This window comes from Umezawaea sp. NPDC059074 (assembly GCF_042738955.1).
Classification (GTDB): domain Bacteria; phylum Actinomycetota; class Actinomycetes; order Mycobacteriales; family Pseudonocardiaceae; genus Umezawaea.
The window spans coordinates 1-22,916 of sequence record NZ_JBHYHC010000092.1 but is presented as its reverse complement, the minus strand read 5'-3'; the positions used below and the strand labels follow the sequence as shown (position 1 = coordinate 22,916).

The window sequence follows — 22,916 nt, the reverse complement described above, 5'->3', positions numbered from 1 at the left end:
CCTCCGCCGTTCGGTGGAGCCCAGTCGGGTGAACCACCGAACGATCATGAGCACCCCGCACGTTCGGCTCTACCGTGGGGACAACCCACCGGAAGCGAGGGATGCGAGCGAGGTAACGGCCATGTCCGAGTTCCCGCAAGACGAGGCCCCGCGCCCGGTGCTCCGGCACAGCGGGATGGCCGAGGTGCGGCACGTGGAGTCGGCGACGAGGCAGTTCCGGTCGCTCGACCACCGGTTCGGTGGCGGCTCCTGCCGCGAGGCGGCGCTCGCGCTGGCGTCGTGGAGCGAGCGGGTGCTGACGCACTCCAGCACCACGGAGACCGTGCGCGAGCGGTTGGGCCAGGCCATGGCCGACCTGCACAACCTGGCCGCGTGGACGTGCTTCGACACCGCGAGACCGGACCTGGCGGGCCCCCACTTCGACCGGGCGCTGGAACTCGCGACCCTCGTCGACAACCACGACCTGACCGCCAACGTGCTCTACCGGACCGGACGGGTGCACCTGCACCACGACCGCCTGGACGACGCGCTGGCCGCGTTCGAACGGGGGAAGGCCTCGGCCACCCTTGCGGGCAGCGCGCTGAGCGAGGCGATCCTGTGTGCCAACGAGGCGTGGGCGCACGCCCGCAAGGGGAACCGGGACCTGGCCCTGCTCCGGATGGGGAACGCGCGCGACGCGTTCGAGGCTGCCGACCACCGCTCGCCGCCCACGTGGGCGGCGTTCTTCGACGAGGTCGACCTGGAGGCCACCACCGGCGTGGTCTACACCGAGCTGGCGATCGTGGTCGACGACGCGTACACGGCGTTCGCGATCCCGCGGCTCACCCACGCCATCGCGGGCTACTCCGAGGGGATGACCAGGAGCCGGGCGTTCAGCCAGATCGCGCTGGCGGTGAACCACGTCGTGGAGCGGGACTTCGAGCGCGCGGCCAAGGTCGGCCTCCAGGCCGTGGACTCGTCGGCGAAGGTGCTGTCGGCCCGCACGCGGGACCGGCTGCGCCCGTTGCGCGCCGCCGCCTCCCGGCACGAGGGGGACGACGACGCGCGCGAACTGGTCGAGCGGATCGACCGCTTCACCGGGAACTTCTGACGGTCACCCGCCCACGGGCACCGGGCCGTCGAGCCGGGCGAGCACCCCGTCCAGCACCGCGCGCAGGGTGGCGTCCGCGACCCGCGCCGGATCACGGCTGACCCGCAGCACGGCCGGGGTGCCGGGCGCGGCGAACAGCTCGACGAGCAGTTCCGCCATCGGCCACGCCAGGTCGTGGGCGTCGTGCCGGGCGATCTCGCAGCCGTCCAGCCGCAGCACCGGCGCCGGGGAGTCCTGGACGGCCGTGATCACCTGGTACAGCGGGTGTCTCGTGGTGCGCGGCCCGCCAGCGAGACGGGCCACCTCGGCGAACGGCACGTCCGCGTTGGCCAGCGCCGCGTGCACGGCGGCCGTGGTCTCCGCGAGCCCGGTCGAGGTCAGCCGCACGCACACCGTGTCGACCAGGCAGCCGACCGGCCGCTCCAGCGCCTCGCCCGACCGCCTGGTCACGGCGACGCCGACGCCGAAGTCGGTCTGCCCGGTGTGCTCGACCAGCGCCGAGCCGACCGCGGCCAGCAGCACCGAGAGGCGTCCGGTGCCGTGCTCGCGGGCCCGCCGGTCGACGTCGGCCAGCACGGCGGCGTCCAGTTCCCGCGACACCGTGCGCGGCCCGTCCCCCTCGACCGGGGGCAGCGCCAACGGCGGCACCCCGGTGAGCGCGCGGGTCCAGAAGTCGCGCTGCGCCGGGAGGTCCGCCGCCGCGCCGAGGTCGCGCAACGCCCGTTCGACGGCCGCCGGAGAGGGCGCGGGCGGTACCGCCCCGCCCGCGTACGCGGTGGACAGGTCTTCGGCCAGCACGTGCTGGGACCAGCCGTCGAACGCGATGTGGTGCACGGACACGCCGAACAGCCACCGGTCGCCGAACCGGACCAGCACCGCCCGCCACGGCGGACCGTCCTCCAGCCGGAACGGCCTGCGCAGCTGGGAGTCCAGGACCGCCGCCGCGTCCTCGGGCCCGGTCGCCGCGAGCGCGACGAACTCGACCGGCTCGTCGGACGGCACGGCGAGCGCCTCGTCGTCCGCCTCGAACCGCGCGCGCAGGTAGCCGTGCCGGGCGTGCACGTCCCGCACCGCCTTCCGGAGCCGGTCCACGTCCAGCGCCCCGCCGATGGTCCACGCGAGCGAGCAGTGGTTCTCCGGGTCGGCCCCGGACACCAGGTGCCGCACCAGGAACGAGTGCTGCAACGACGTCAGCGGCGCCTCGGCCGCCTCCTCCCCGACCGGCGCGGGCGGCGTGGCCAGCCACTCGGTGATCGCCGTGACGGTCGGGGCGCGCATCAGCCGCGACACCGGGATCGACCGGCCGAACCGCGTGCCCAGCCTGGTGCACAACCGGACCGCGGTCAGCGACGTGCCGCCGAGCGCGAAGAACGACTCGTCGCGGTCGACGTCGGCGACCCCGAGCAGCGCCCCGAACTCGGCGGCCACCACGTCGGCATCGCCGTCCCCCACCGGTTCCACCGGCGTGGCCGCGGTCGGCAGGGACGCCAGCAGCGCGGCGGTGTCGGTCTTCCCGTTGGCGGACAACGGGAACGCCTCGACCTCGACCACGTGGTCGGGCAGCGAGTAGGCGGGCAGCACCTCCCGCAGCCGCGCGGCGAGGTCGTCGCCGCCGATGTGGAACAGCGCGAGCGCCGTGCAGGCCCCCGTGGCGTCGAGCACCGGGACCACCGCGCACCGCCGGACGCCGGGCAGGGCGGCGACGACGTGCTCGACGCCCGCCGGTTCCAGCCGGTACCCGCGCACCTTGACCTGCCGGTCCCGCCTGCCGTGGAAGCGGAACACGCCGTCGGCGTCCACGCTGCCGAGGTCGCCGGTCCGGTACAGCCGGGTCGGCACGCCGTCCAGGTCGGTCACCACGAACTTCGCCGCGGTCAGCTCCGGGTCGCCGAAGTAGCCGAGCGCGAGCCCGTCACCGGCGACGCACAGCTCGCCGACCTCGTCCGGCTCGCACCGCCGATCCCCTTGCAGCACCACGACTTCCGTGCGCGGCACCGGTCGGCCGAGCGGGATCTCCCCCGCCGCGTCCGACGGCCGCACGTCGTGGGTCAGCACGAACACCGTGCTCTCCACCGGCCCGTACCCGTTGACCAGCCGCACGTCCGGGTGCGCGGCGAGCAACGTCCCCGCGTGCCACGGCGACAGCTTCTCCCCGCCCGTCACGACCGTGCGCAGGCCGGTGAGCGCCTCGACGTCCTCCTCCACGACGAGGTGGCACAACGAGGTCGTGAGGAACGCCGTGTTCACGCCGTGCCGCGCGATCAGCTCGCGCAGCGCGGCGGGCGTGAGCGGCCGTTCGTCGACCAGCACGGACGTGCCGCCGCTGAGCAGGACTCCCCACAGCTCCAACGCGAACCCGTCCCACGGGACCGCTGCGGCCTGCGGCATCACCGTGGTGCGGTCGAACCGGGCGAACTCGCACGGGTCGAACAGCCGGGTCGTGCCGCGGTGCGGCGACAGCACGGCCTTCGGCTCGCCGGTGCTGCCGGAGGTGAAGAACACCATGGCCGCGTCGCCGTCGGTGATCACCGGCGGCGGCGCGGTCACCCGTGTCGCCACGACCTCGAAGCCCTCCACCACGACGCGCTGGTCGAAGTGGTCCGAGTCGGCCACCGCGACCTGCCCGGCCAGCAGCGCGGCGATGCCCCGCAGCCGGTCGGCGGGCCAGGTCGGGTCCAGCGCGGCGTACGCGGCCCCGCGCTTGAGGATCGCCAGCAGCACCACGACCAGCGTGGGCGAGGGCGGCAGCAGCACGGGCACCACCGCGCCCGGCCCGATGCCGACCGCGCCGAACGACCCGGCCAGCCGGTCGGCCAGCGCGTCCAGCTCCCGGTAGGTGAACCGGGAGTCGCCGTGCGCCAGCGCGACCGCGTCCGGGTGGGCGGCGGCGTTCGCGGCGACGACCTCGTGGATCAGGTCGCGGTTCACGACGTGGCCACCAGCCTGCGGCGGCGCACGTGGGCGAGCAGGGCGGTCCGCTTCCAGCCGGTGCTGCGCGTGGCGGGCGCGGGGATGCCGAACTTCTTGACCAGGTAGTCGATGTGGGCGTCGACCGCCCGCGGGCTCAGGTCGAGCCGGGCGGCGATGGCCGCGGACGTCGGCATGGGTCCCTCCACCTGCGCGGCGCACAGTTCGGCCAGCACGGCGAAGTACCGCGCCTCGGGGTCGAGCTCGGGTTCCCGTGGCCGCACGATCGCCGGGCAGTGGCGGACCGGCGGCCACGCCGCCTCCACCATAGGGGCGAACACGGTCACTGCGGCGGAGCCGGACTCCCTCGTCGGGGACACGGTCGCCATGTCCAGCCCGAACGGCAGCCGGACGCCGGGACGGATCTCGACGGGGTCGTCCGGGCGGTCGACGTCGGCGACGAACAGCGGGTCGTGCTCGGACGCGTTCGTGATCCACCAGACCGACGGTCCCGAGGTGACGACCGCTCTGAAGTACGCCATTCCCCCGGTTATCCGTAAGTCCAGATCACAGGAATGGCAGTCACAAGATCCGAACGTCGCCGAATGTCCCTCGGAAACGTCCACGCGGTACGGTTTCCGGCCGCGTTCGGCCGGACCCTGAATCATCAACACCGACACGTCTCTCTCCCCAGTTCACCATGTCGATACGGCGCAGGTCGTGCGCTTTGGTGGCAAGCAAATGGTCCGTCCGGCCCCGGCCAGCGGGTATGGGCACAACTACGCAGTACTCCGAACCGAAGTCGAGGATCTAGCAGATCGATTGCCGCCGGGCAATCGAGTTGACTCCGGGCTGCCCGGACTGCCCATGACCGGGAAAGCCGAACATGATTGTTCCACGCCGCCCATCGGCATATCCACAAATGCCCATTCGATTCGCCAATGCGATTCGACACCGGAAGGGAACGCCTGTGAGCACCACTCGGACGGTGCCCGTCTCCTCGGCTCAGCGCGGGCTGTGGCTCATCGACGAGCTGCACCCGAGGAGCTCCCTCTACACCGTGTTCTGCGCCGTTCGGCTCACCGGGCCGCTGGACGTGGCCGCGCTGCACCGGGCGCTGGAGCGGGTCGTCGCCCGGCACGAGGCGCTGCGCACGACGTTCCTGCCCGGCCCGGTCGGCCGGGTGGTGGAGGACCTCCCGGTGCCGCTGCCGGTGACCGATCTCGCCGACGTCCCGGCGGCCGAGCGGTTCGCCGCGGCGACGGCGCTGGTCGACGGGTGGGCCGAGGAGCCGTTCGACCTGGCCGAGGGGCCGCTGCTGCGCGCACTCGTCGTCCGGCTCGCCGACGACGACCACCTGCTGGGCCTGGCCGTGCACCACGTCGTGTGCGACGGGCGGTCCGTGCACGTGCTGTTCGACGAGCTGGCCCGCCTGTACGCCGGGGAGGACCTCCCCGAGCTGCCCGCGCGGTTCCAGGACTACGTCACCACGCGGCACGAGGACGCCGAGCGCGTCGCCTGGTGGCGCGGCTACCTGGCGGGCGCGCCGGACGTGCTCACCCCGCCGACCGACCGGCCGCGACCGGCGGTGCGCGGCACGGCGGGCGCGACCCACCTGCTGCACCTGCCGGGACCGCTGGTGGCGGACATGGTCGCGATGGCCACCCGGCGGCGCACCAGCCCGTTCATGGTGCTGCTGGCGGCCTACTCGGCGCTGCTGGGCAGGCTCGCCGACGTCCGGGAGCTGCTGGTCGGCACGCCGGTGTCCGGCCGGGACGTGCCGGAGTTCGAGTCGCTGATCGGTCTGTTCGTGGACACCGTCCCGGTGCGGGTGGACCTGTCGGGCGACCCGACGTTCGACGGCCTGGTGCGCCGGGTCCGCGGGTCGGTGCTGGACGTGCTGGCCCACCAGGGCGTGCCGTTCGACCGGATCGTGGAGGAGGCGCGGCCGGACCGGAGCCCGAGCCACACGCCGCTGGTGCAGAGCGCGTTCAGCGCCGAGATGGCGCCGTTCGCCACGCCCCGGTTCGCCGGGCTGGAGGCGGAACTGCGGCTGCCGCTGCCGACGACCGCGAAGTTCGACCTGGACCTGACCATCCAGCGCGCGCCCGAGGGCGACGACTTCGTCGGCATCCTGACCTACAGCACGGAGTTGTTCGACGCGGCCACGGTCGAGCGGTTCGCCGAGCGGTTCGTGCGGCTGCTGGCGACGGGCGTCGCCGACCCGGACACCCCGCTGCGGTCGTTGCCGCTGCTCGACCCGTCCGAGCGGACCATGCTGCTGGACGAGTGGTCCGAGTCCGCGCCGGGTCGGCCCGCCGACCTCTTCGTGCACGAGCTGTTCGCCCGCCAGGCGGCGAAGACGCCGGACGCGCCCGCGGTCAGCCTGCACGGCGTCGAACTCACCTACGCGGACCTGGACGAGCGGGCCGACCGGCTCGCGGCCGACCTGCGGGCGCGGGGCGTGGGACCGGACGAGGTCGTCGGGGTGCTGCTCCCCCGCGGCGTCGAGCTGGTCACGACGCTGCTGGCGGTCCTCAAGGCCGACGCGGCGTACCTGCCGCTCAGCCCCACTCACCCGCCGGGCTACCTGGCCCGCGTCCTGGCGACCGCGAAGTCCCGGCACGTGGTCGCCGACCCGACGCTCGCCCACCGGCTCGACGGCACCGGAGTGACCGTGGTCGACCCGGCTGGTCTGCCTGCCGCAGGCCCGGCCCCCTCACGGCGGTCGTCCCCGGACGACCTGGCGTACGTGCTGTTCACCTCCGGGTCCACGGGCGAACCGAAAGGCGTGGCCGTGACGCACGGCGCGCTGGCGAACGTGGCCACGACGATGGTCGACCACTACGGCCTCACCGACGCCGACCGCGTGCTCCAGTTCGCCAACGTGGGCTTCGACATCCACGCCGAGGAGCTGTACCCGACGTGGGCGGCGGGCGGGTGCGTCGTCCTGACGCCCGATCCCCCGCCCGGCCCGGAGGAGCTGATCGGGCTGATGGGCGCGGAGCGCGTCACGTTCACCATCCTCACGTCGAGCTACTGGCGGCAGTGGGCCGACCGCGCCCGGCGCGACGGCGTGCACCCCGGCGAGACCGTGCGGCTGGTGTCGATCGGCGCCGAGCCGGTCGACCGCGAGACCCTCACGTGGTGGCAGCGCGAGGTCGGCGTGCCGGTCGTCAACATCTACGGGCTCACCGAGACCACCGTGAACGCCACCGCGACCTGGCTCGACGCCCCGGTGCTCACCGGGTCGGTGCCGATCGGCGTGCCGCTGGACGGCGTGCGGGCCTACGTGCTGGACCGCGAGCTGGAGCCGGTGCCGGTGGGCGTGCCCGGCGAGCTGTACCTGGGCGGCGACTGCCTGGCGCGCGGCTACCTGGGCCGCGCGGACCTGACGGCGGACCGGTTCGTGCCGGACCCGTTCGGGACCGGGTCGCGCCTGCACCGCTCGGGCGACCGGGCCCGCTGGCTGCCCACCGGCGAGCTGGAAGTGCTGGGGCGCTTGGACAAGCAGGTCAAGGTGCGCGGGTACCGGATCGAGCCCGGCCACATCGAGGCCGCGTTGCGGGCGCACCCCGACATCACCGACGCGCTGGTCGTGCCGCGCGGCGACCGGCTGGTCGGCTACGTCGTGCCGAGCGAGGTCCCGGCCGACCTGCGCGACCACCTGTCCGGCAGGCTGCCGGTGCACCTGGTGCCGTCCGCGTTCGTCGGGCTGCCCGCGATCCCGTTGAACGCCAACGGGAAGGTCGACACCAAGGCCCTGCCCGAACCGGCGGCCGCCGTGTCCACGGCGGTGCCCGCGAGCACCGACCTGGAACGCCGGATCGCCGAGGTCTGGCGGCAGGTGCTGGGCCTGGACCGGGTCGGCGTGCACGACAACTTCTTCGAGCTGGGCGGCAGTTCGCTCGCGCTCGCGTCCGTCCACTCGCGACTGCGGGACGAGCTGGGCCGGACGCTGCCGATGGTGGCGCTCTACGAGTACCCCACCATCGCCGCCCTGGCCCGTCACTTGAGCACTGAGAACGACACCGGCGCCGACCAGCGGGCCGACCGCCTGCTGGCGGGCCGCGCGCGCCTCACCCGAGAGCGCCGCGCCCGCCGATGACCACTGGGGAAGGAAGCACCGAGATGTTCGAAGACGATGACCGGTCCTACGCCGTCGTCCGCAACGACGAGGAGCAGTACTCGCTCTGGCCGGTCGACCGCGACCTGCCGCCGGGGTGGACGGCCGTCGGCGTCACCGGGACGAAAGCCGAGTGCCTGGACCACATCCGCGTGGTGTGGACCGACCTGCGGCCGCTGAGCCTGCGGGACCGGAGGACCGCGTGAGCGCCCCGACCGCGAGCCTGTGGCGGCTGGCGAACTTCCGGAACCTGTGGCTGGCGCAGACGTTCAGCCTCGTGGGCACCCAGGTGACGATCCTGGCGTTCCCGCTCGTGGCGCTGCTGCTGCTCGACGCGTCGGCCCTCGAGGTGTCCATGCTGTACGCGGTCGAGTTCGTGCCGATCCTGCTGCTCGGGCTGCCCGCCGGGGCGTGGGTGGAACGGCTGCGCAAGCGGCCGGTGCTCCTGGTGTCCGACGCGGCCCGCGCTGTGGCGCTGCTCGCGGTGCCCGTCGCGTACGTGCTGGACGCGCTGTCGTTGCCGCTGCTGTTCGCGGTGGCGTTCGTGGTCGGTCTCGGCACGCTGTTCTTCGACGTGGCGCAGGGGTCCTACCTGCCCGCGCTGGTCGCCGAGGAGCAGTTGGCCGACGCCAACGCGAAGATCGAGGTGTCCCGGTCGGCGAGCCAGCTCGCCGGTCCCACCGCCGGTGGCGTGCTGGTGCAGTTCCTGACCGCGCCGGTCGCGATCCTGCTGGACGCGCTGAGCTACCTGGCGTCGTTCGTGCTGCTGCTGTTCGTCCGCGGCCGGGAGGTCGCCACGCCGCCGGAGGAGCGGCAGGGGCTCGGCCGCGAGATCGGCGAAGGCCTGCGGTTCGTGGTGTCGCACCCGCTGCTGCGGCCGTTGGCGCTGTGCGACGCGGCGGCGAACCTCGCGTTCGCCGCGGTGCTGGCGCTCCAGGTCGTGTTCGCGGCCGACGACCTGCACCTGAGCGCCACGGCGATCGGGGTCGTGCTGGCCGTCGGCAACGCGGGCGGGCTCGTGGGCGCGCTGGTCAGCGGCCCGTTGAGCACCCGGTTCCCGCCCGGTCCGCTGCTGATCGCGTCGATCGTGCTGTTCAGCGTCGGCGCGGCGCTGCTGCCGCTGTCGACGGGCGCGATCGGCTTCGGGTTCGGCCTGTTCGTGGTCTACCTCGGCGTCGTGGTCTACAACGTCGTCGGCACCACGCTGCGCCAGCTCGCCACGCCGGAACGCCTGCTGGGCCGGATGAACGCGACCCTGCGGTTCATCGAGTGGGGCACGCTCCCGCTCGGCGCGGCGGTCGGCGGTCTGCTGGTGGCCCCGCTCGGGCTGCGGACCGTGCTGTGGATCGCGGCGGGCGTCTGCGTCCTGTCCGTGGTGCCGCCGCTGTTCTCCCCCGTGCGCACGCTGATGGCCAACCCCACCGCCGAGACCGAGCCGAGTGTGACGCCATGACCGACGAGACGCCGTACCTCGCCGTCGTCGGGATGGCGGGCCGCTTCCCCGGCACACCGGACCTGGCCGGGTTCTGGGCCGCGCTCGTCGAGGGCGTCGACACGCTGACCCGCGACCACGGCCCGGCACACGGGCTCGTCGTGGACGGCGACAAGTTCGACGCGGGCTTCTTCGGCTACGCGCCGAGCGAGGCGCTGCTGATCGACCCGCAGCACCGCGTGTTCCTCCAGTGCGCGTGGGAGGCCCTGGAGCACTCCGGGTACGACCCGGCGACCTACCCCGGCGTGATCGGGGTCTACGGCGGCAGCGGCGACACCGGCTACGCCGAAACCCTGCGGCAGCACCGGTCCCGCTTCCCGGACGTGTCGGAGTTGCAGTTCCGGATCGCGGCGGGCGTGGACTTCCTGACCAGCCGGGTGTCCTACAAGCTGGGCCTCACCGGGCCCGCGGTGACCGTGCAGACGGCGTGCTCCACGTCGTTGGTCGCGGTGCACACCGCCGCGCAGGCGCTGCTGGCGGGCGAGTGCGACCTGGCCCTCGCGGGCGGGATCACGCTGCACGTGCCGTTCCCGGTCGACGAGGTCGAGGACGGGATCATCTCACCCGACGGCTACTGCCGGGCGTTCGACGCGGACGCGCGCGGCACGATCGCCAGCGACGGCGCCGGGATCGTGGCGTTGAAACGCCTCGACGACGCCCTCGCCGACGGCGACCACGTGCACGCGGTCGTCCTGGGTTCGGCCGTCAACAACGACGGCGGCGGCAAGGTCGGCTTCACCGCGCCGAGCGTCGACGGGCAGGCCGCCGCGATCCGCGCGGCGCACCTGGTCTCCGGCGTCGAGGCCGCGAGCATCGGCTACGTGGAGGCGCACGGCACCGGCACGCCGGTCGGCGACCCCATCGAGGTCCGGGCGCTGACCAAGGCGTTCGGCCGGGGCGGGTCGTGCGTGCTCGGGTCGGTCAAGGCCACCATCGGCCACACCGACGCGGCGGCGGGCGTGATCGGCCTGATCAAGACCGTGCTGGCGCTGGAGAACGAGCTGATCCCGGCCACCGCGCACTACCGCGCGCCCAACCCGTTGATCGACTTCGCCGCGAGCCCGTTCGAGGTGCGCGGCACGGCGACGCCGTGGCCGCGAGGCCCGGAGCCGCGGCGGGCGGGCGTGAACTCGCTCGGCATCGGCGGCACCAACGCGCACGTGGTGCTGGAGGAGGCCCCGGTGCGGCCCGCCGTCGACCCCGGCAGGCCGTACCAGGTGTTCCCGTTGTCCGCCAGGAGTTCCACCGCGCTGACGTCGGTCGCCCGGCGGCTGGCGGACCACCTCGGCGACGAACCGCTCGCCGATGTGGCCTGGACGCTCCAGGCAGGCCGCCGGGCGTTCGCGCACCGCGGGTTCGTGGTGGGCGGCGACCGCGACGAGGTCGTGCGCGCGCTGGGCAAGGTGACGGCGAAGGTCGTCGACGGCGAGCGCCGTGCGGCGTTCCTGTTCCCCGGCCAGGGCGGGCAGCACGTGGGCATGGCCCGCGAGCTGTACGCGCACGAACCGGTGTTCCGCGCCGAGTTCGACCGGTGCGCCGACCTCGTGCTGCCGGAGCTCGGCGTCGACCTGCGGACCGCCCTCTTCGGACTGGACACCGAGGCGGGAGCGGCTCGACTGTCCACGATGGACGTCGGCCAGCCCGCCGTGTTCTCGGTGGAGTACGCGTTGGCGAGGCTCTGGATGTCCTGGGGCGTCACGCCTTCCGTCGTCGCCGGGCACAGCCTGGGCGCGTATGCCGCCGCCACGATCGCCGGGGTCCTGTCGGTCCCGGACGCCGTGGCGCTGGTGCTGGAACGCGGACGGCTGCTGGGCAGTCTGCCCGACGGCGCGATGCTGGCGATCCCGTTGCCGGAGAACGAGGTCACGCCGCTGCTCGGCACCGAGCTGTCGCTGGCCGCGCTCAACGGCCCCCGGCAGTGCGTGGTGGCCGGTCCGGTGTCCGCCGTGGACGACCTGCGGCGGCGGCTGGTCGAGGACGGCGTCGAGGTGCGGCTGCTGCGCATCAGCACGGCGGCGCACTCGTCACTGGTCGAGCCGGTGCTCAACGGGTACGAGAGGCGGGTCGCCGGGGTTCGGTTGCACGCGCCGGAGATCCCGTGGATCTCCGACCGGACGGGCACGTTCGTGACGGCCGAGGAGGCGACCGACCCGGCGTTCTGGAGCGCGCACCTGCGCGAGACGGTCCGGTTCGCCGACACCCTGGACACGCTGCTGCGCCACGACGACAGCGCGCTGGTGGAGATCGGTCCCGGCCGCACGCTCACCGGGCTGGCCCGGCAGCACCCGGCGCGCTCGGCGGACCGGACCGTCGTCCCGACCATGCCGCACCCGGCCGACGAGACCTCGGGCCCGCACGTGCTGATGACCGCCGTCGGCACGCTGTGGCAGGCCGGGGTCGCGGTCGACTGGGAGGCGGTGCACGAGGGCGAACGCCGCTACCGCACGCCGTTGCCGACCTACCCGTTCGAGGGTCGGCGGTTCCGGCTGGACCTGCCCGACGACGAACCGGACGCGGTCGAGGACGTCGTCACGTCGACGACCCCGACCGAGGCCGCGGTGGCGGCGGCGTTCGGGACGATCCTCGGGTTGCGCGAGGTCGACGTGGACGACGACTTCTTCGACCTGGGCGGCGATTCGCTGCTGGCCGCCCGGATCGTCGCGCTGCTCCGCCGGGACCTCGGGGCCGAGGTCGTGGTCCGGTCGCTCTTCCGGGCCCCCACGGTGGCCGCGCTGGCCCGCCTGATCGACGGGGAGGAGCCGTGAGGTGGCTGCTGCGCAGGCACAAGCGCCCCGACGCCCCGGTTCGGCTGTACTTCTTCGCGCACAGCGGCGGGTCGGCGGGCGAGTACCTGCGCTGGTCCGACGACCTGCCGGACGTGGAGGTGGTCGGCGTGCAGACGCCGGGCCACGGCGGCCGGGTGCACGAGGAGCCGCACCACCGCATGGCCGACCTGGTCGAGGCGATCGTGGACGGGGTCGAGTTCACCGGCCCGTTCGCCTTCTTCGGCCACAGCCTGGGCGCGGCGGTCGCCTACGAGGTGGCGGTCGCCCTGCGCGACCGCGGCCTCGAAGGCCCGCGGCGGCTGTACTTGTCGGCGTTCGAGGCCCCGCACACCCGCCTTGGCGACCGCGAATTGCACGCGCTCGACGAGCCGTCGCTGATCGCGGCCGTGGAGGAGATGTCCGGCCCTCTGCCGCCGGAGATCCACGAGGACCCCGAGTGGCGGGGGCTCGTGCTGGGCGGCCTGCGGGCCGACCTGGAGATCGTCGACACCTACCGGCACACGCCGACCGCGCCGCTGGACTGCGCGATCACGGCACTGGGTGGCACCGAGGACTTCGTGGCCGAGCACGACCTGGCCGCGTGGGACCGGTGCACCACCGGGGCGTTCGGGCTCCGGATGTTCGCAGGCGGCCACTTCTACTTCCGGGAGCAGCACCATGACGTCCTCCGTTTCCTCGCCTCCGACCTTGCGGGGCTTACTCGATGAGCTGTACCGGGGCCGGGTCCGCTGGGACCTGCTCCGGCCGTTCCCCACGCAGGACACCGCGGACCGGCTGATCGGCGACCGCGCGGTCGCCGCGATCACCACCCTGCTGCGCGACCGCGTGGACCCGACGCGGATCGACGAGACCGCGCGGTTCCCGGACGGCCTGACGGACGCCTTGCAGGACGGCGGTTTCTACCGCCTGCTGCTCGACCCGGCGCTCGGCGGGCTCGCCCTGTCGCCGCTCAACGCGCTGCGCGTCGTGTCCACGGCGGCGAGCTGGTCACCGGCCGTCGCGTGGAGCCTGGCCATCGCGAACGGCTTCGGCTCCGGCTCGTACCTGCCGATCGTGGAGGAGGGTCCGCTGCGGAACCTCATCACCACGAAGGTGCGCGAGGGCATCGTGTCCGGCAGCGCCGACACCGAGACCAACGGCGCGGCCAACCACCGTCGGCACACCACGGCCACGCCGATCGAGGACGGCGCGGCGTACCTCATCAACGGCGAGAAGATCTTCACCGGCAACGGTCCGCTGGCCGAGCTGATGGACGTCTCCGCGACCGTCACCACCGACGGCGTCGAGCAGATCCGGCTGTTCTTCGTCGACACCGGCACCCCCGGCTTCTCCGTGGTGAGCCACAACGAGTTCATGGGCCTCAAGGGCGTGCCCATCGGCGTGCTGAGGTTCGAGGACGTCCGCGTGCCGGCCGAACGCCTGCTGCCCGCCTCCGCCGACGAGTGGCGCTACGCGCCGGAGATCGCCCGCCTCGCCACGCTCGCCCGCACGCTGATCATCTCCTCGCCGTCGCTGGCGATCGCGAAGCTGTGCCTGGTGTGGTCGCGCGAGTTCGTGAACCGCCGGATCATGGACGGCAAGCCGCTCGGCGAGTACGAGGAGATCCAGCGGACCGTCGCCCAGACCGCGGCGGACGTCTTCCTGATCGAGTCCGTCATCGAGTGGGGACTGCTGGCCCAGGACCGCACCGACACCCAGCCGGACCTGACGTCGGCGAAGAACCTCACCAGCGTCACCTGCTGGCGGGCGGTCGACCGGACCATGGCGCTGCTCGGCGGCGAAGGCTTCGAGACCGCGCGCAGCAAGGCCAGGCGCGGCACGACTCCCCTGCCCGTGGAACGGTTCCTGCGCGACGCCCGCGGCCTGCGCATCGCCGGTGGCGTGGACTTCCTGCTCGACTTCTGGACCGCCGAGTCCGGCCTCGCCGCGTTCTACCCCTCCGCACCCGACGTCGACCCGGCCGAACCGGTCGACGACGAGCACCTGTCCCCGCGCTGCCGCGACCACCTCCGGTTCCTGACCGCGCAGGCCGAGGCGTTCGGCGACCTGTGCCGACGGCTGACCGGCGAGCGCACGCAGGAAGACCTGCTGCGCGCCGAGCACACGGTCATCCTGGTCGGCCGGATCGGCAACGCCCTGCTGGGCATGGCGATCGTCCTGGCCCGCGCCGCGCACCTCGCCGAGCACGGCGACCCGTCCGCGCTGGACCTCGCCGACATCGCCTGCGTCGACGCGCGGCAGCGGCTCGTGGCCCTGTGGCCGCAACTCGACGGCTCCGACGAGCCCGACTACTCCGGCGTCAGCGCCGCCTGGCTGCACGACGACCGGCTCGACTGGCTGACCGGCGACGTCATCACCGACATCCCCACGATCACGAGAGGCGAGACCGATGTCTGACACCGTCCACGACCTGGTCGCGGCACGCACGCGGGCGCACCCGGACCGGGTCGCCGTCGTCGCCGGGACCACGACGCTCACCTACGGCGGGCTCGACGACACCGCCGCCCGGCTCGCGGGCAGGCTCGTCGAGCTCGGCGTCACGCCCGGCGACGCGGTGGGCGTGTTCCTGCCGCGGTCGGCGGACTTCGTGGTCGCGGTGCTCGCGATCCTCAAGGCGGGCGGCCACTACGTCCCCCTCGACCCCGACTACCCCGCCGCCCGGCTGGAGCTGATGCTCGACGCGGTCCACGCCCCGGTCGTGATCACCGGCGCGGGCCTCACCCCGCCCGCGCACGCCGGCGCGGTGCTGCGGGTCGACGACCTCGGCGACCCCCTGCCGCCTCGGACCGCGCACCCGGACGACCTGGCGTACACCATGTTCACGTCCGGCTCGACGGGCGTGCCGAAGGGCGTCGCGGTCCGCCACCGCGGCGTCGTGCGCCTGGTCCGCGACCCCGGCTGCGTCAGCCTCGACGAGACGGACACCGTGCTGCACCTGTCCTCGCCGTCGTTCGACGCGGCCACGTTCGACATCTGGGGCGCGCTGGCCAACGGCGCGAAGCTCGTCGTCGCCCCGGCGGGCCGCCCGTCCGTGGTGGAGATCGGCGCGCTGCTCCGCCGCCACGCCGTCACCACGGTCTTCTTCCCCACAGGCCTGTTCCACCTCATGGTCGACGAGCGCCTGGACGACCTCGCGCACGTCCGGCAGGTCGTCGTCGGCGGTGACGTCCTGTCCGCCGCCCACTCGCGCACGCTGGTCCGCGCGCTCCCGTCGTGCAGGCTGGTCAACGGCTACGGCCCGACCGAGGTCACCACCTTCACGACGTTCCACGAGGTCCGCCCGGACCAGTCGGGGACGACCCCGGTCCCCATCGGCCGACCGCTGGCGCGCACCCGCGTGCTGGTGCTGGACCACGACCTCGCGCCCGTCCCGGCGGGCGCGACCGGCCAGCTGTTCGCGGGCGGCGACGGCCTGGCGCGCGGCTACCTCGACCCGGCGTTGACCGCGGAGCGGTTCGTCCCGGACCCGTGGCTCCCCGGCCAACGCCTCTACGCGACCGGCGACCTGGCCCGCCGCACGGCCGACGGCGACTTCGAGTACCTGGGCCGCATCGACCGCCAGGTCAAGAAACGGGGCTACCGCGTCGAACCCGGCGAGGTGGAAGTCGCGCTGCGGGCCGACGAGGGCGTGCGCGACGCCGCCGTGACGATCGACGGCGACACGGCCGACACCCGCAGGCTGATCGCGTACGTCGTCGCCGACGACGTGGCCGGGGTCCGCGACCGGGTGCGCGAGGTGCTGCCGGACTACCTGGTGCCGGACGTGTGGGTGGCGCTGACGTCGTTGCCCCTCAACGAGAACGGCAAGGTGGACCGGGCCGCGCTGCCCGCGCCGGACGTGCGCGGGGGCGACGACGACGTGCTCACCGGCGAGGAGTCGGCCATCGCCGGGATCTGGCAGGACATCCTGGAGCTGACGAGGGTCGGCAGGCACGACGACTTCTTCGACCTGGGCGGCCACTCCCTGCTGGCCAACCGGATCGTGTCGCGCGTCCGCCGCAGCCTCGGCGTGGACCTGCCGCTCAGCGCGGTCTTCGACCACCCGACGGTGGCCGGGCTCGCGGAGGTCGTGCGCGGCTCACGGTAGGAGCCCCAGCGACTTGGCCCGCAGCACGGTCGCGAGCCGGTCCGTGGTGCCGAGCTTGCGGTACAGGTGCTGGAGGTGCCGGTGGACGGTGCGCGGCGAGATGTCCAGCCGACGGGCGATCGCGTCGGCGGTGAGGCCCTCGGCGAGCACCGACAGCACGGTGAACTCCCGCTGCGTCAGGCGGTGGTCGCCGCCGTCCACCGGCACGTCCACCAGCCGCACCACGGGCGCGATCGTGTCGACGACCCGGTGCCGCTCGGCCTCGGCCAGCACGGCGGCCAGCGCGGGCGGCGCGCGGTGCGGGTCGTGCGCCACCACCAGCACGATCGGGGTGCGCGGCCCGCGCCGGACCAGGTGGTCGAGCAGCGCGATCGACCACTCGTCCGCGTGGTGGACGTCGTCCAGCAGCACCACGACCCCGGTCGGACCGGACATCGCGTCCAGCATCGCCGTCACGGCGCGGTGCAGCCGGTGGTGCTCGACGTCGGGCACGCCCAGCGTCTCCCGCGCCCACCCCGGCGTCCGCAACGACCGGAACAGCCCGCGCAGCAGCAGGTTCGCGTCCTGCTCCAGGTCGGTGAACCCCTCCGGGTTCGCGGTCGCGTGCTCGAACACGTCGGCGAAGACCCCGTACGGCCGCGACCCGACGACCGCGCGGCCCCGGACGACCGGCAGCTCGTGCCCGCCCGCCAGCAGCGCGTACGCGTCGAGCAGCCGCGTCCGGCCGAGGTCGGACCGCTCGGCCACCCGCACCACCCGCACGCCCGGCCGGTCGTCGACGGCGAGCAGGCCAGCGAACCGGTCGGACGCCGCGTCGAGCTCGGCGCCGATCGGATCGGGCCGGGTCTCCACCAGTCGACCGGTGGATCCGGGTGAACCGTGGACCGCGATGCTCATCCCAGTCCCCCATCGCTTCCTGGACGGCCGGATACAGCCGTATCACCAGGGATAGAGCGGCCGGACGGGTGACAAATACGTCATCTCGCAGTGCGATACGGCAACGGTTGGGGAAAATGCCGCGTCCCGGCCCCGGATGGGCCTCGTGATGCGGAAACGCGCCTTCGGCATCACGCCTGGCCCGCGCCGCGGCGCTCGATGAAGGCCGCGACCCCGTCCAGGTAGAGGGTCAGCCCGAACACGCCCTCGACGTCCTCGTCGTAGGGCAGGTCGCCGTCGAACACCCCCGCCCGGATGACCTTCGTCAACGCCGGGAGCCGCTCCGGGTCGACCACGGTCGCCAGCGCGGACCCGTACTGCCGCCCGAACGCGTCCGGGTCGTCCTCGTAGCCCGCGGTCAGGTCGATGCTCATCCGCAGCTCGCCGTGCACGTAGGTCAGCAGCCCCATGACCACGCCGACCTTGTCCGGCTCCGACAGCCCGGTGCCGGACAGCGCCCCGAGCGCCCGGTCGAACCACGACAGGTTGTTCGGCCCCACCGGCGGCCCGCTGATCGGGATCTGCACGGCCCACGGGTGCGTCCGGAACACCGCGAGCACCGCGGCGGACCACAGCCCCAGCGCCTTCCGCCACCCCACGCCGTCCGGCAGGTCGGGCGCGGGCCCGATCGCCGCGTCGGACATGAGCAGCAGCAGCTCGTCCTTGCTGTTCACGTACCGGTAGAGCGCCATCGTGGAGTTGCCCAGCCGTTCGGCGACCTTCGCCATCGACACCGCGCCGAGCCCCTCGGCGTCGGCGACCTCGAGCGCGGCACGGGTGATGTCGGCGACCGTGAGCGACGGCTTGCGCCCGCGCCGCGCCGTTTCCCGCAACCCCCACAGCAGGGCCACGGTCGGCGGCAGGTCGGTCTCGTCGGTCATCGACTCCCTCTCGTCGAGCCCAGTCTAGGAAAGCCCCTTCCGATCACCGATGCGTATGGCCTACGCTTTTAAGCGTACCTACTACGCATTGGGGGCGCCATGATCGTCGAGGCGACGGCGTTGACGAAGTCCTACGGCTCGACCGAGGTCCTCAAGGGGGTCGACCTGCACGTCCGGGAGGGCACGGTCTTCGCCCTGCTGGGCCCGAACGGCGCGGGCAAGACCACCGCGATCCGCGTCCTGACCACCTTGACCAGACCGGACGGCGGCACCGCGCGCGTCGCGGGCCACGACGTGGTGCGCGAGCCCACGAAGGTGCGCGCCGCCATCAGCCTGACCGGCCAGTACGCGGCGGTCGACGACCAGCAGACCGGCCGCGAGAACCTGGTGATGATCGGCAAGCTCATGCACCTCGGCCCCGCCGCCAAGGCCAGAGCCGTCGACCTGCTGGAGCGCTTCGACCTCCGCGCGGCGGCCGACCGGCGGGTGGCGACCTACTCGGGCGGGATGCGCCGCCGCCTGGACCTGGCCATGAGCCTGGTCGCCCGGCCGCGGGTGATCTTCCTGGACGAGCCGACGACCGGCCTGGACCCGACCAGCCGCACGACGATGTGGGACTCCATCAAGGAACTCGTGGCCGCCGGCACCACCATCGTGCTGACCACCCAGTACCTGGAGGAGGCCGACCGACTGGCCGACCGCGTCGCCCTGCTGCACGAGGGTCGGATCGCGCTGTCCGGCACCCCGGACGAGGTCAAGGCCCACGTCGGCGGACACCGCTTGGACCTGCGGTTCCCTACCGAAACCGCCCTCGCCGAAGCGGCGACGCTGTTCCGGGCCCCGTTGAGCGACGACCCGCTCGTGCTGGGCCTGCCGTCGGACGGCACCGCGTCGCACCTGCACCACGTGCTGGACACCCTGCGCGCCGCGGGCGTTCCGGTCGCGGCGGTCTCGTCGCACCGCCCGACCCTGGACGACGTGTTCCTGGCCGTCACGACCCGACACCTCGAGGAAGCCCGATGACCACCCACACCGGCGTGCGCACCGCCCTGTCCGACTCGACCACCATGATCGGCCGCAGCATCCGCCTCAGCAGGCGCAACACCGAGATGCTGATCATCTCCGTCGCCCTGCCGCTGCTGATGATGCTGCTGTTCGTGTACGTCTTCGGCGGCGCGATCGACACCGGCACGGCCTACATCAACTACGTCGTCCCCGGCATCGTCCTGCTGTGCACCGGCTACGGGGCCGCGTCCACCGCCATGGCCGTCGCCGACGACATGACCACCGGCATGATCGACCGCCTCCGCACCCTGCCGATCCGCGGCTCGGCCGTCCTGACCGGCCACGTGACCGCCAGCGTCGCCCGCAACACCGTCTCGACCACGATCGTCGTCGGGGTCGCCATCGCGATGGGGTTCCGCCCCACCGCCACGCTCGCGGACTGGCTGCTCGCGGCGGGCCTGCTGCTGCTCTACGTGCTGGCCCTGTCCTGGCTGGCCGCCGGCCTGGGCGTGGTGGCCAAGAACGTCGAGGCCGCCAGCGCCCTGAGCTTCGCCATGCTGTTCCTGCCGTACCTGAGCAGCGCCTTCGTCCCCACGCACACCATGCCGTCGTTCCTGCGGGCGATCAGCGACCACCAGCCCATCACCCCGGTGATCGAAACCGTCCGAGCCCTCCTCACCGACACCCCCGTCGGCGACAACGGCTGGATCGCCCTGACCTGGTGCCTCGGCCTGCTAGCGGCGTCCTTCACCCTCGCCACCACCCTGTTCCGCCGCCGCACCCGCGGTTGACCCACCGCCTCCTGCCCCTGTCTCGCTCCCCTGCCTTCTCTCCCCGCGCTCTCCCTCTCTCCCCGCCCCCTCGCCACCTCCGCTCCCCGCCTCCTCGCCCTGCCCGCTTTTCCTGCCCCTCCACCCCTCCCCGACCCAACCGAGCCTTATTTCGGTCGACACTGAAGCTACCGTCGACACATGAGTGATTTCGAAGCACTGCTCCGCGAAGGCGAAGAAGTCCCCGTCGAGGGGTGGGACTTCTCGTGGTTCGAGGGCCGCGCCACCGAGGAAAGCCCCTCCTGGGGCTACTCGACCCTGCTGGCCGAGCACATGGCCCGCGCGGGCGCGGCCCTCGACGTCCAGACCGGCGGGGCCGAGGTCCTCGCCCGGATCCCGAAGGCTCCCGCCCTCCTGCGGGCCACGGAGTCGTGGCCCCCGAACCTGGAGATCGCCCGCCGCAACCTGGCCCCGCTGCACGGGGAGGTCGTCCACGTCGAGGACACCGACGACCTCCCGTTCGCCGACGGCACGTTCGACCTGGTGGTCAGCCGCCACCCGACGACCGTCCTGTGGGACGAGATCGCCCGCGTCCTCAAGCCGGGCGGCACCTACCTGTCCCAGGGCATCGGCGCGGGCACCAACCGCGAGCTGAGCGAGGCGATGCTGGGACCCCTACCCACCCCAGCCGATCAACGCCTCGAGGAGCGCGCGGCGGCCGCCGGGTTGTCGATCTTCACCCTGGAGCACCAATCGCTGCGGGCCGAGTACTACGACATCGGGGCGATCGTCCACTTCCTCCGCAAGGTCCTGTGGACCGTGCCGGGGTTCACCGTCGAGCGATACCGGCCCCAACTCGCGAAAGTCCACGAACGCATCGAATCGGAGGGCCCGTTCGTCTCCCACGCACGCCGCTACCTGCTGAAAGCCGTCAAGGGGACCCCCAGTGACCACCCCAGGACGTGAAGGATTTTCACTAAAAAACAGCGTCACATAACGGTGTTTTAGGGGTCGGCAGGGGTAGGAGGGGTGGGTCCGGAGGAGGAATCTCAGTGGGGTGCCCTTACCGGAGAGCGACCTCACAGGGGTTGCTCCGATCTTCGAGCGGAGTCGCGTTGACGACACAACGAAGTGACTGGGATGCCATCGTCGTCGGTGGAGGTCTCGGCGGCCTGACGAGCGCCGCGTACCTGGCCGCCAGCGGACGCAAGGTGCTCGTCCTCGAGCAGCACGACTGGGCGGGTGGCAACAGCCACGTGTTCCGGAGGAGGAAGAAGTACGAGTTCGACGTCGGCGTCCACTACCTCGGCGACTGCGGTGAGGACGGGATCATCCCGACCGTGCTGCGCGGCCTCGGAGCCGAGGGCCGGGTGGAGTTCCACCAGCTCAACCCCGACGGGTTCGACAAGATCGTGCTGCCCGACCTCGTGTTCGACGTGCCGTCGGACTGGGCCGAGTACCAGCGCAGGCTGGAGGTGGCCTTCCCCGACGAGGTGGAGGGCATCCGCGAGTACGTGGAGGTCGTCCGGGCGACCGGCGGCGAGCAGCACTTCGCGCTCGGCTGGGCGCCGGGCGTGCCGTTCGAGGAGATCGTGGAGGGCACGCAGTACCTCCAGGGCTGGGGCTGGCACAAGCTGGTCACCCTGTTCGACCACTGCAAGATGTCGACCCGCCTGCGGACCGTGCTGGCCGCCCAGTCCCCCAACTACGGGCTCGGCCCGACCGAGGTGTCGGTCGCGACCCACTCGATGATCACCGACCACTACATCCGCGGCGCCTACCACCCCGTGGGCGGCGGCCAGATGATCGCGGCCACGTTGACGGAGGTGCTGGAGGCGCACGGCGGCGAGATGCGCACGAACGCCAGGGTCGACCGGATCGAGGTCGCCGACAACCAGGTGTCCGGCGTGGTGCTGGAGGACGGCACCGTGCTCACGTCGCCGCTGGTGATCTCCAACGCCGACTACCGCCGCACGATCCTCGACCTGGTCGGCGCGGAGCACTTCCCGCCGGAACTGGTGAAGGACACCAAGGAAGCGTCGATGGGCCTGCCGTTCGCGACCGTCTACGTGGCGCTGGACCGCGAACTGGACACGCGGCCCGAGGACGCCAACATGTGGTGGTACGCCGGGGACGACATCGAGCACCTGTACGAGAGCCTGCACAACGACGGGCAGCCGGAGGAGATCAAGCACCTGTTCATCTCGTTCGCCTCGCGCAAGGACAGCGACTCGCGGCACATGCACCCGAAGGGGCACACGACGTTCCAGCTGATCACCCTGTGCCCGCCCGGTTACGCGGGCTGGGGCGTGGAGCAGGGACCGGCCGACGGCGAGAAGTACCGCCGCAACCCGAACTACCTGGCCGAGAAGGAGCGCTTCACCGAGGCCGTGGTGAAGGCGGGCGAACGCGCGCTCGGCCCGTTCCGCGACAGCATCGTGCACCTGGAGATGGCCTCGCCGCTGACCCAGGAGCGGTACACCCGCTCGTCCGGCGGCACCCCGTTCGGCATGGCCAAGTGGGGCGACGCGGGCCAGCGGCCAGTGTTCGAGACCGGCGTGGGCGGCCTGTTCGTCGTCGGCCAGAGCACCCAGTTCGGCAGCGGCATCACCGGGGTCATGGCGGGCGGGATCGTGTGCGCGGGCCAGATCATGGGACGGCCGCTGCTGTTCGGCGAGGTCTCGAACGGCGCGGTGGTCGGCAACCGCGAACTCCTGCCGGAACGCGCCGCGGGCTGGGACCCGGTGGCCGTGTCCCGCGGCGCGGCCCGCGCCGACGCGCGCGGCCTGGCCACCCTCGCCTAGGCGCCCCACCCCCATCGCCCCCTGTTGCTGTC

General features: G+C 72.9%; 16 protein-coding genes. 12 read left to right on the top strand and 4 right to left on the bottom strand.

Translation table 11 applies throughout. The annotated features are described in order from the left end of the window. Positions 1 to 121 precede the first annotated feature (121 nt). Positions 122 to 1,090: a tetratricopeptide repeat protein gene (locus ACFWW9_RS32010; protein ID WP_390385679.1), complete on the top strand. Its 969-nt coding sequence runs from the start codon at positions 122 to 124 to the stop codon at positions 1,088 to 1,090. A gap of 3 nt (positions 1,091 to 1,093) precedes the next feature. Here the strand turns inward: ACFWW9_RS32010 and ACFWW9_RS32005 are convergent, their stop codons facing one another. Next, on the bottom strand, positions 1,094 to 4,018 hold the full coding sequence (locus ACFWW9_RS32005) for an amino acid adenylation domain-containing protein (protein ID WP_390385677.1): 2,925 nt from the start codon (positions 4,016 to 4,018) through the stop codon (positions 1,094 to 1,096). After that, positions 4,015 to 4,539 carry a hypothetical protein gene (locus tag ACFWW9_RS32000; protein WP_390385675.1) on the bottom strand — a complete coding sequence of 175 codons (525 nt, stop codon included), beginning with the start codon at positions 4,537 to 4,539 and terminating at the stop codon, positions 4,015 to 4,017. Before ACFWW9_RS32000 ends, ACFWW9_RS32005 begins: the two co-directional genes overlap by 4 nt. A 428-nt stretch (positions 4,540 to 4,967) precedes the next feature. Between ACFWW9_RS32000 and ACFWW9_RS31995 the strand changes: the two genes are divergently transcribed. The 7 genes from ACFWW9_RS31995 to ACFWW9_RS31965 are packed head-to-tail and all read left to right on the top strand — an operon-like array spanning position 4,968 to position 16,488. After that, a complete protein-coding gene (locus ACFWW9_RS31995; protein ID WP_390385673.1) occupies positions 4,968 to 8,105 on the top strand; it encodes an amino acid adenylation domain-containing protein in 3,138 nt (1,045 codons plus the stop codon). A 23-nt stretch (positions 8,106 to 8,128) separates the two neighbouring features. After that, positions 8,129 to 8,329, top strand: a complete 201-nt coding sequence (locus tag ACFWW9_RS31990) for an MbtH family protein (RefSeq protein ID WP_390385671.1) — start codon at positions 8,129 to 8,131, stop codon at positions 8,327 to 8,329. Next, the gene (locus tag ACFWW9_RS31985; RefSeq protein ID WP_390385669.1) at positions 8,326 to 9,576 is read left to right on the top strand and encodes an MFS transporter; all 1,251 of its coding nucleotides are present in this window, start codon (positions 8,326 to 8,328) and stop codon (positions 9,574 to 9,576) included. Before ACFWW9_RS31990 ends, ACFWW9_RS31985 begins: the two co-directional genes overlap by 4 nt. Continuing rightward, a complete protein-coding gene (locus tag ACFWW9_RS31980) occupies positions 9,573 to 12,380 on the top strand; it encodes a type I polyketide synthase (RefSeq protein WP_390385667.1) in 2,808 nt (935 codons plus the stop codon). The genes ACFWW9_RS31985 and ACFWW9_RS31980 overlap by 4 nt, the downstream gene beginning before the upstream one ends. Beyond that, positions 12,377 to 13,108, top strand: coding sequence for a thioesterase II family protein (locus ACFWW9_RS31975; RefSeq protein ID WP_390385665.1), 732 nt, complete (start codon positions 12,377 to 12,379; stop codon positions 13,106 to 13,108). The genes ACFWW9_RS31980 and ACFWW9_RS31975 overlap by 4 nt, the downstream gene beginning before the upstream one ends. Then, the gene (locus ACFWW9_RS31970) at positions 13,089 to 14,798 is read left to right on the top strand and encodes an acyl-CoA dehydrogenase family protein (RefSeq protein WP_390385663.1); all 1,710 of its coding nucleotides are present in this window, start codon (positions 13,089 to 13,091) and stop codon (positions 14,796 to 14,798) included. Before ACFWW9_RS31975 ends, ACFWW9_RS31970 begins: the two co-directional genes overlap by 20 nt. Next, positions 14,791 to 16,488 carry an amino acid adenylation domain-containing protein gene (locus ACFWW9_RS31965; RefSeq protein WP_390385661.1) on the top strand — a complete coding sequence of 566 codons (1,698 nt, stop codon included), beginning with the start codon at positions 14,791 to 14,793 and terminating at the stop codon, positions 16,486 to 16,488. The genes ACFWW9_RS31970 and ACFWW9_RS31965 overlap by 8 nt, the downstream gene beginning before the upstream one ends. Here ACFWW9_RS31965 and ACFWW9_RS31960 read toward each other — a convergent pair. Next, complete coding sequence (locus ACFWW9_RS31960) at positions 16,480 to 17,385, bottom strand: LuxR C-terminal-related transcriptional regulator (RefSeq protein WP_390385659.1); 906 nt, start codon at positions 17,383 to 17,385, stop codon at positions 16,480 to 16,482. The two genes, ACFWW9_RS31965 and ACFWW9_RS31960, sit on opposite strands and share 9 nt — an antisense overlap. Positions 17,386 to 17,555: 170 nt before the next feature. After that, positions 17,556 to 18,305 carry a TetR/AcrR family transcriptional regulator gene (locus tag ACFWW9_RS31955; RefSeq protein WP_390385657.1) on the bottom strand — a complete coding sequence of 250 codons (750 nt, stop codon included), beginning with the start codon at positions 18,303 to 18,305 and terminating at the stop codon, positions 17,556 to 17,558. Positions 18,306 to 18,404: 99 nt separating this feature from the next. On the opposite strand from ACFWW9_RS31955, the gene ACFWW9_RS31950 reads away from it, so the two are divergent. The 4 genes from ACFWW9_RS31950 to ACFWW9_RS31935 all read left to right on the top strand — a co-directional run bounded on the left by ACFWW9_RS31950 (position 18,405) and on the right by ACFWW9_RS31935 (position 22,884). Then, positions 18,405 to 19,328 carry an ATP-binding cassette domain-containing protein gene (locus tag ACFWW9_RS31950; protein WP_390385655.1) on the top strand — a complete coding sequence of 308 codons (924 nt, stop codon included), beginning with the start codon at positions 18,405 to 18,407 and terminating at the stop codon, positions 19,326 to 19,328. Continuing rightward, positions 19,325 to 20,101 carry an ABC transporter permease gene (locus ACFWW9_RS31945; RefSeq protein WP_390385653.1) on the top strand — a complete coding sequence of 259 codons (777 nt, stop codon included), beginning with the start codon at positions 19,325 to 19,327 and terminating at the stop codon, positions 20,099 to 20,101. Before ACFWW9_RS31950 ends, ACFWW9_RS31945 begins: the two co-directional genes overlap by 4 nt. 180 nt (positions 20,102 to 20,281) lie before the next feature. Continuing rightward, the gene (locus ACFWW9_RS31940) at positions 20,282 to 21,046 is read left to right on the top strand and encodes a class I SAM-dependent methyltransferase (protein WP_390385651.1); all 765 of its coding nucleotides are present in this window, start codon (positions 20,282 to 20,284) and stop codon (positions 21,044 to 21,046) included. Between the two features lie 149 nt (positions 21,047 to 21,195). Further along, on the top strand, positions 21,196 to 22,884 hold the full coding sequence (locus ACFWW9_RS31935) for a phytoene desaturase family protein (RefSeq protein ID WP_390385649.1): 1,689 nt from the start codon (positions 21,196 to 21,198) through the stop codon (positions 22,882 to 22,884). The last annotated feature ends 32 nt before the right edge of the window (positions 22,885 to 22,916 follow it).

Bases quoted from the DNA above. Each gene is read 5' to 3' on its own strand.
- ACFWW9_RS31980 (WP_390385667.1), top strand. From the start codon at position 9,573: ATGACCGACGAGACGCCGTACCTCGCCGTCGTCGGGATGGCGGGCCGC.
- ACFWW9_RS31940 (WP_390385651.1), top strand. From the start codon at position 20,282: ATGAGTGATTTCGAAGCACTGCTCCGCGAAGGCGAAGAAGTCCCCGTC.
- ACFWW9_RS31950 (WP_390385655.1), top strand. From the start codon at position 18,405: ATGATCGTCGAGGCGACGGCGTTGACGAAGTCCTACGGCTCGACCGAG.
- ACFWW9_RS31945 (WP_390385653.1), top strand. From the start codon at position 19,325: ATGACCACCCACACCGGCGTGCGCACCGCCCTGTCCGACTCGACCACC.
- ACFWW9_RS31965 (WP_390385661.1), top strand. From the start codon at position 14,791: ATGTCTGACACCGTCCACGACCTGGTCGCGGCACGCACGCGGGCGCAC.
- ACFWW9_RS31960 (WP_390385659.1), bottom strand. From the start codon at position 17,385: ATGAGCATCGCGGTCCACGGTTCACCCGGATCCACCGGTCGACTGGTG.
- ACFWW9_RS31990 (WP_390385671.1), top strand. From the start codon at position 8,129: ATGTTCGAAGACGATGACCGGTCCTACGCCGTCGTCCGCAACGACGAG.
- ACFWW9_RS31955 (WP_390385657.1), bottom strand. From the start codon at position 18,305: ATGACCGACGAGACCGACCTGCCGCCGACCGTGGCCCTGCTGTGGGGG.
- ACFWW9_RS32010 (WP_390385679.1), top strand. From the start codon at position 122: ATGTCCGAGTTCCCGCAAGACGAGGCCCCGCGCCCGGTGCTCCGGCAC.
- ACFWW9_RS32000 (WP_390385675.1), bottom strand. From the start codon at position 4,539: ATGGCGTACTTCAGAGCGGTCGTCACCTCGGGACCGTCGGTCTGGTGG.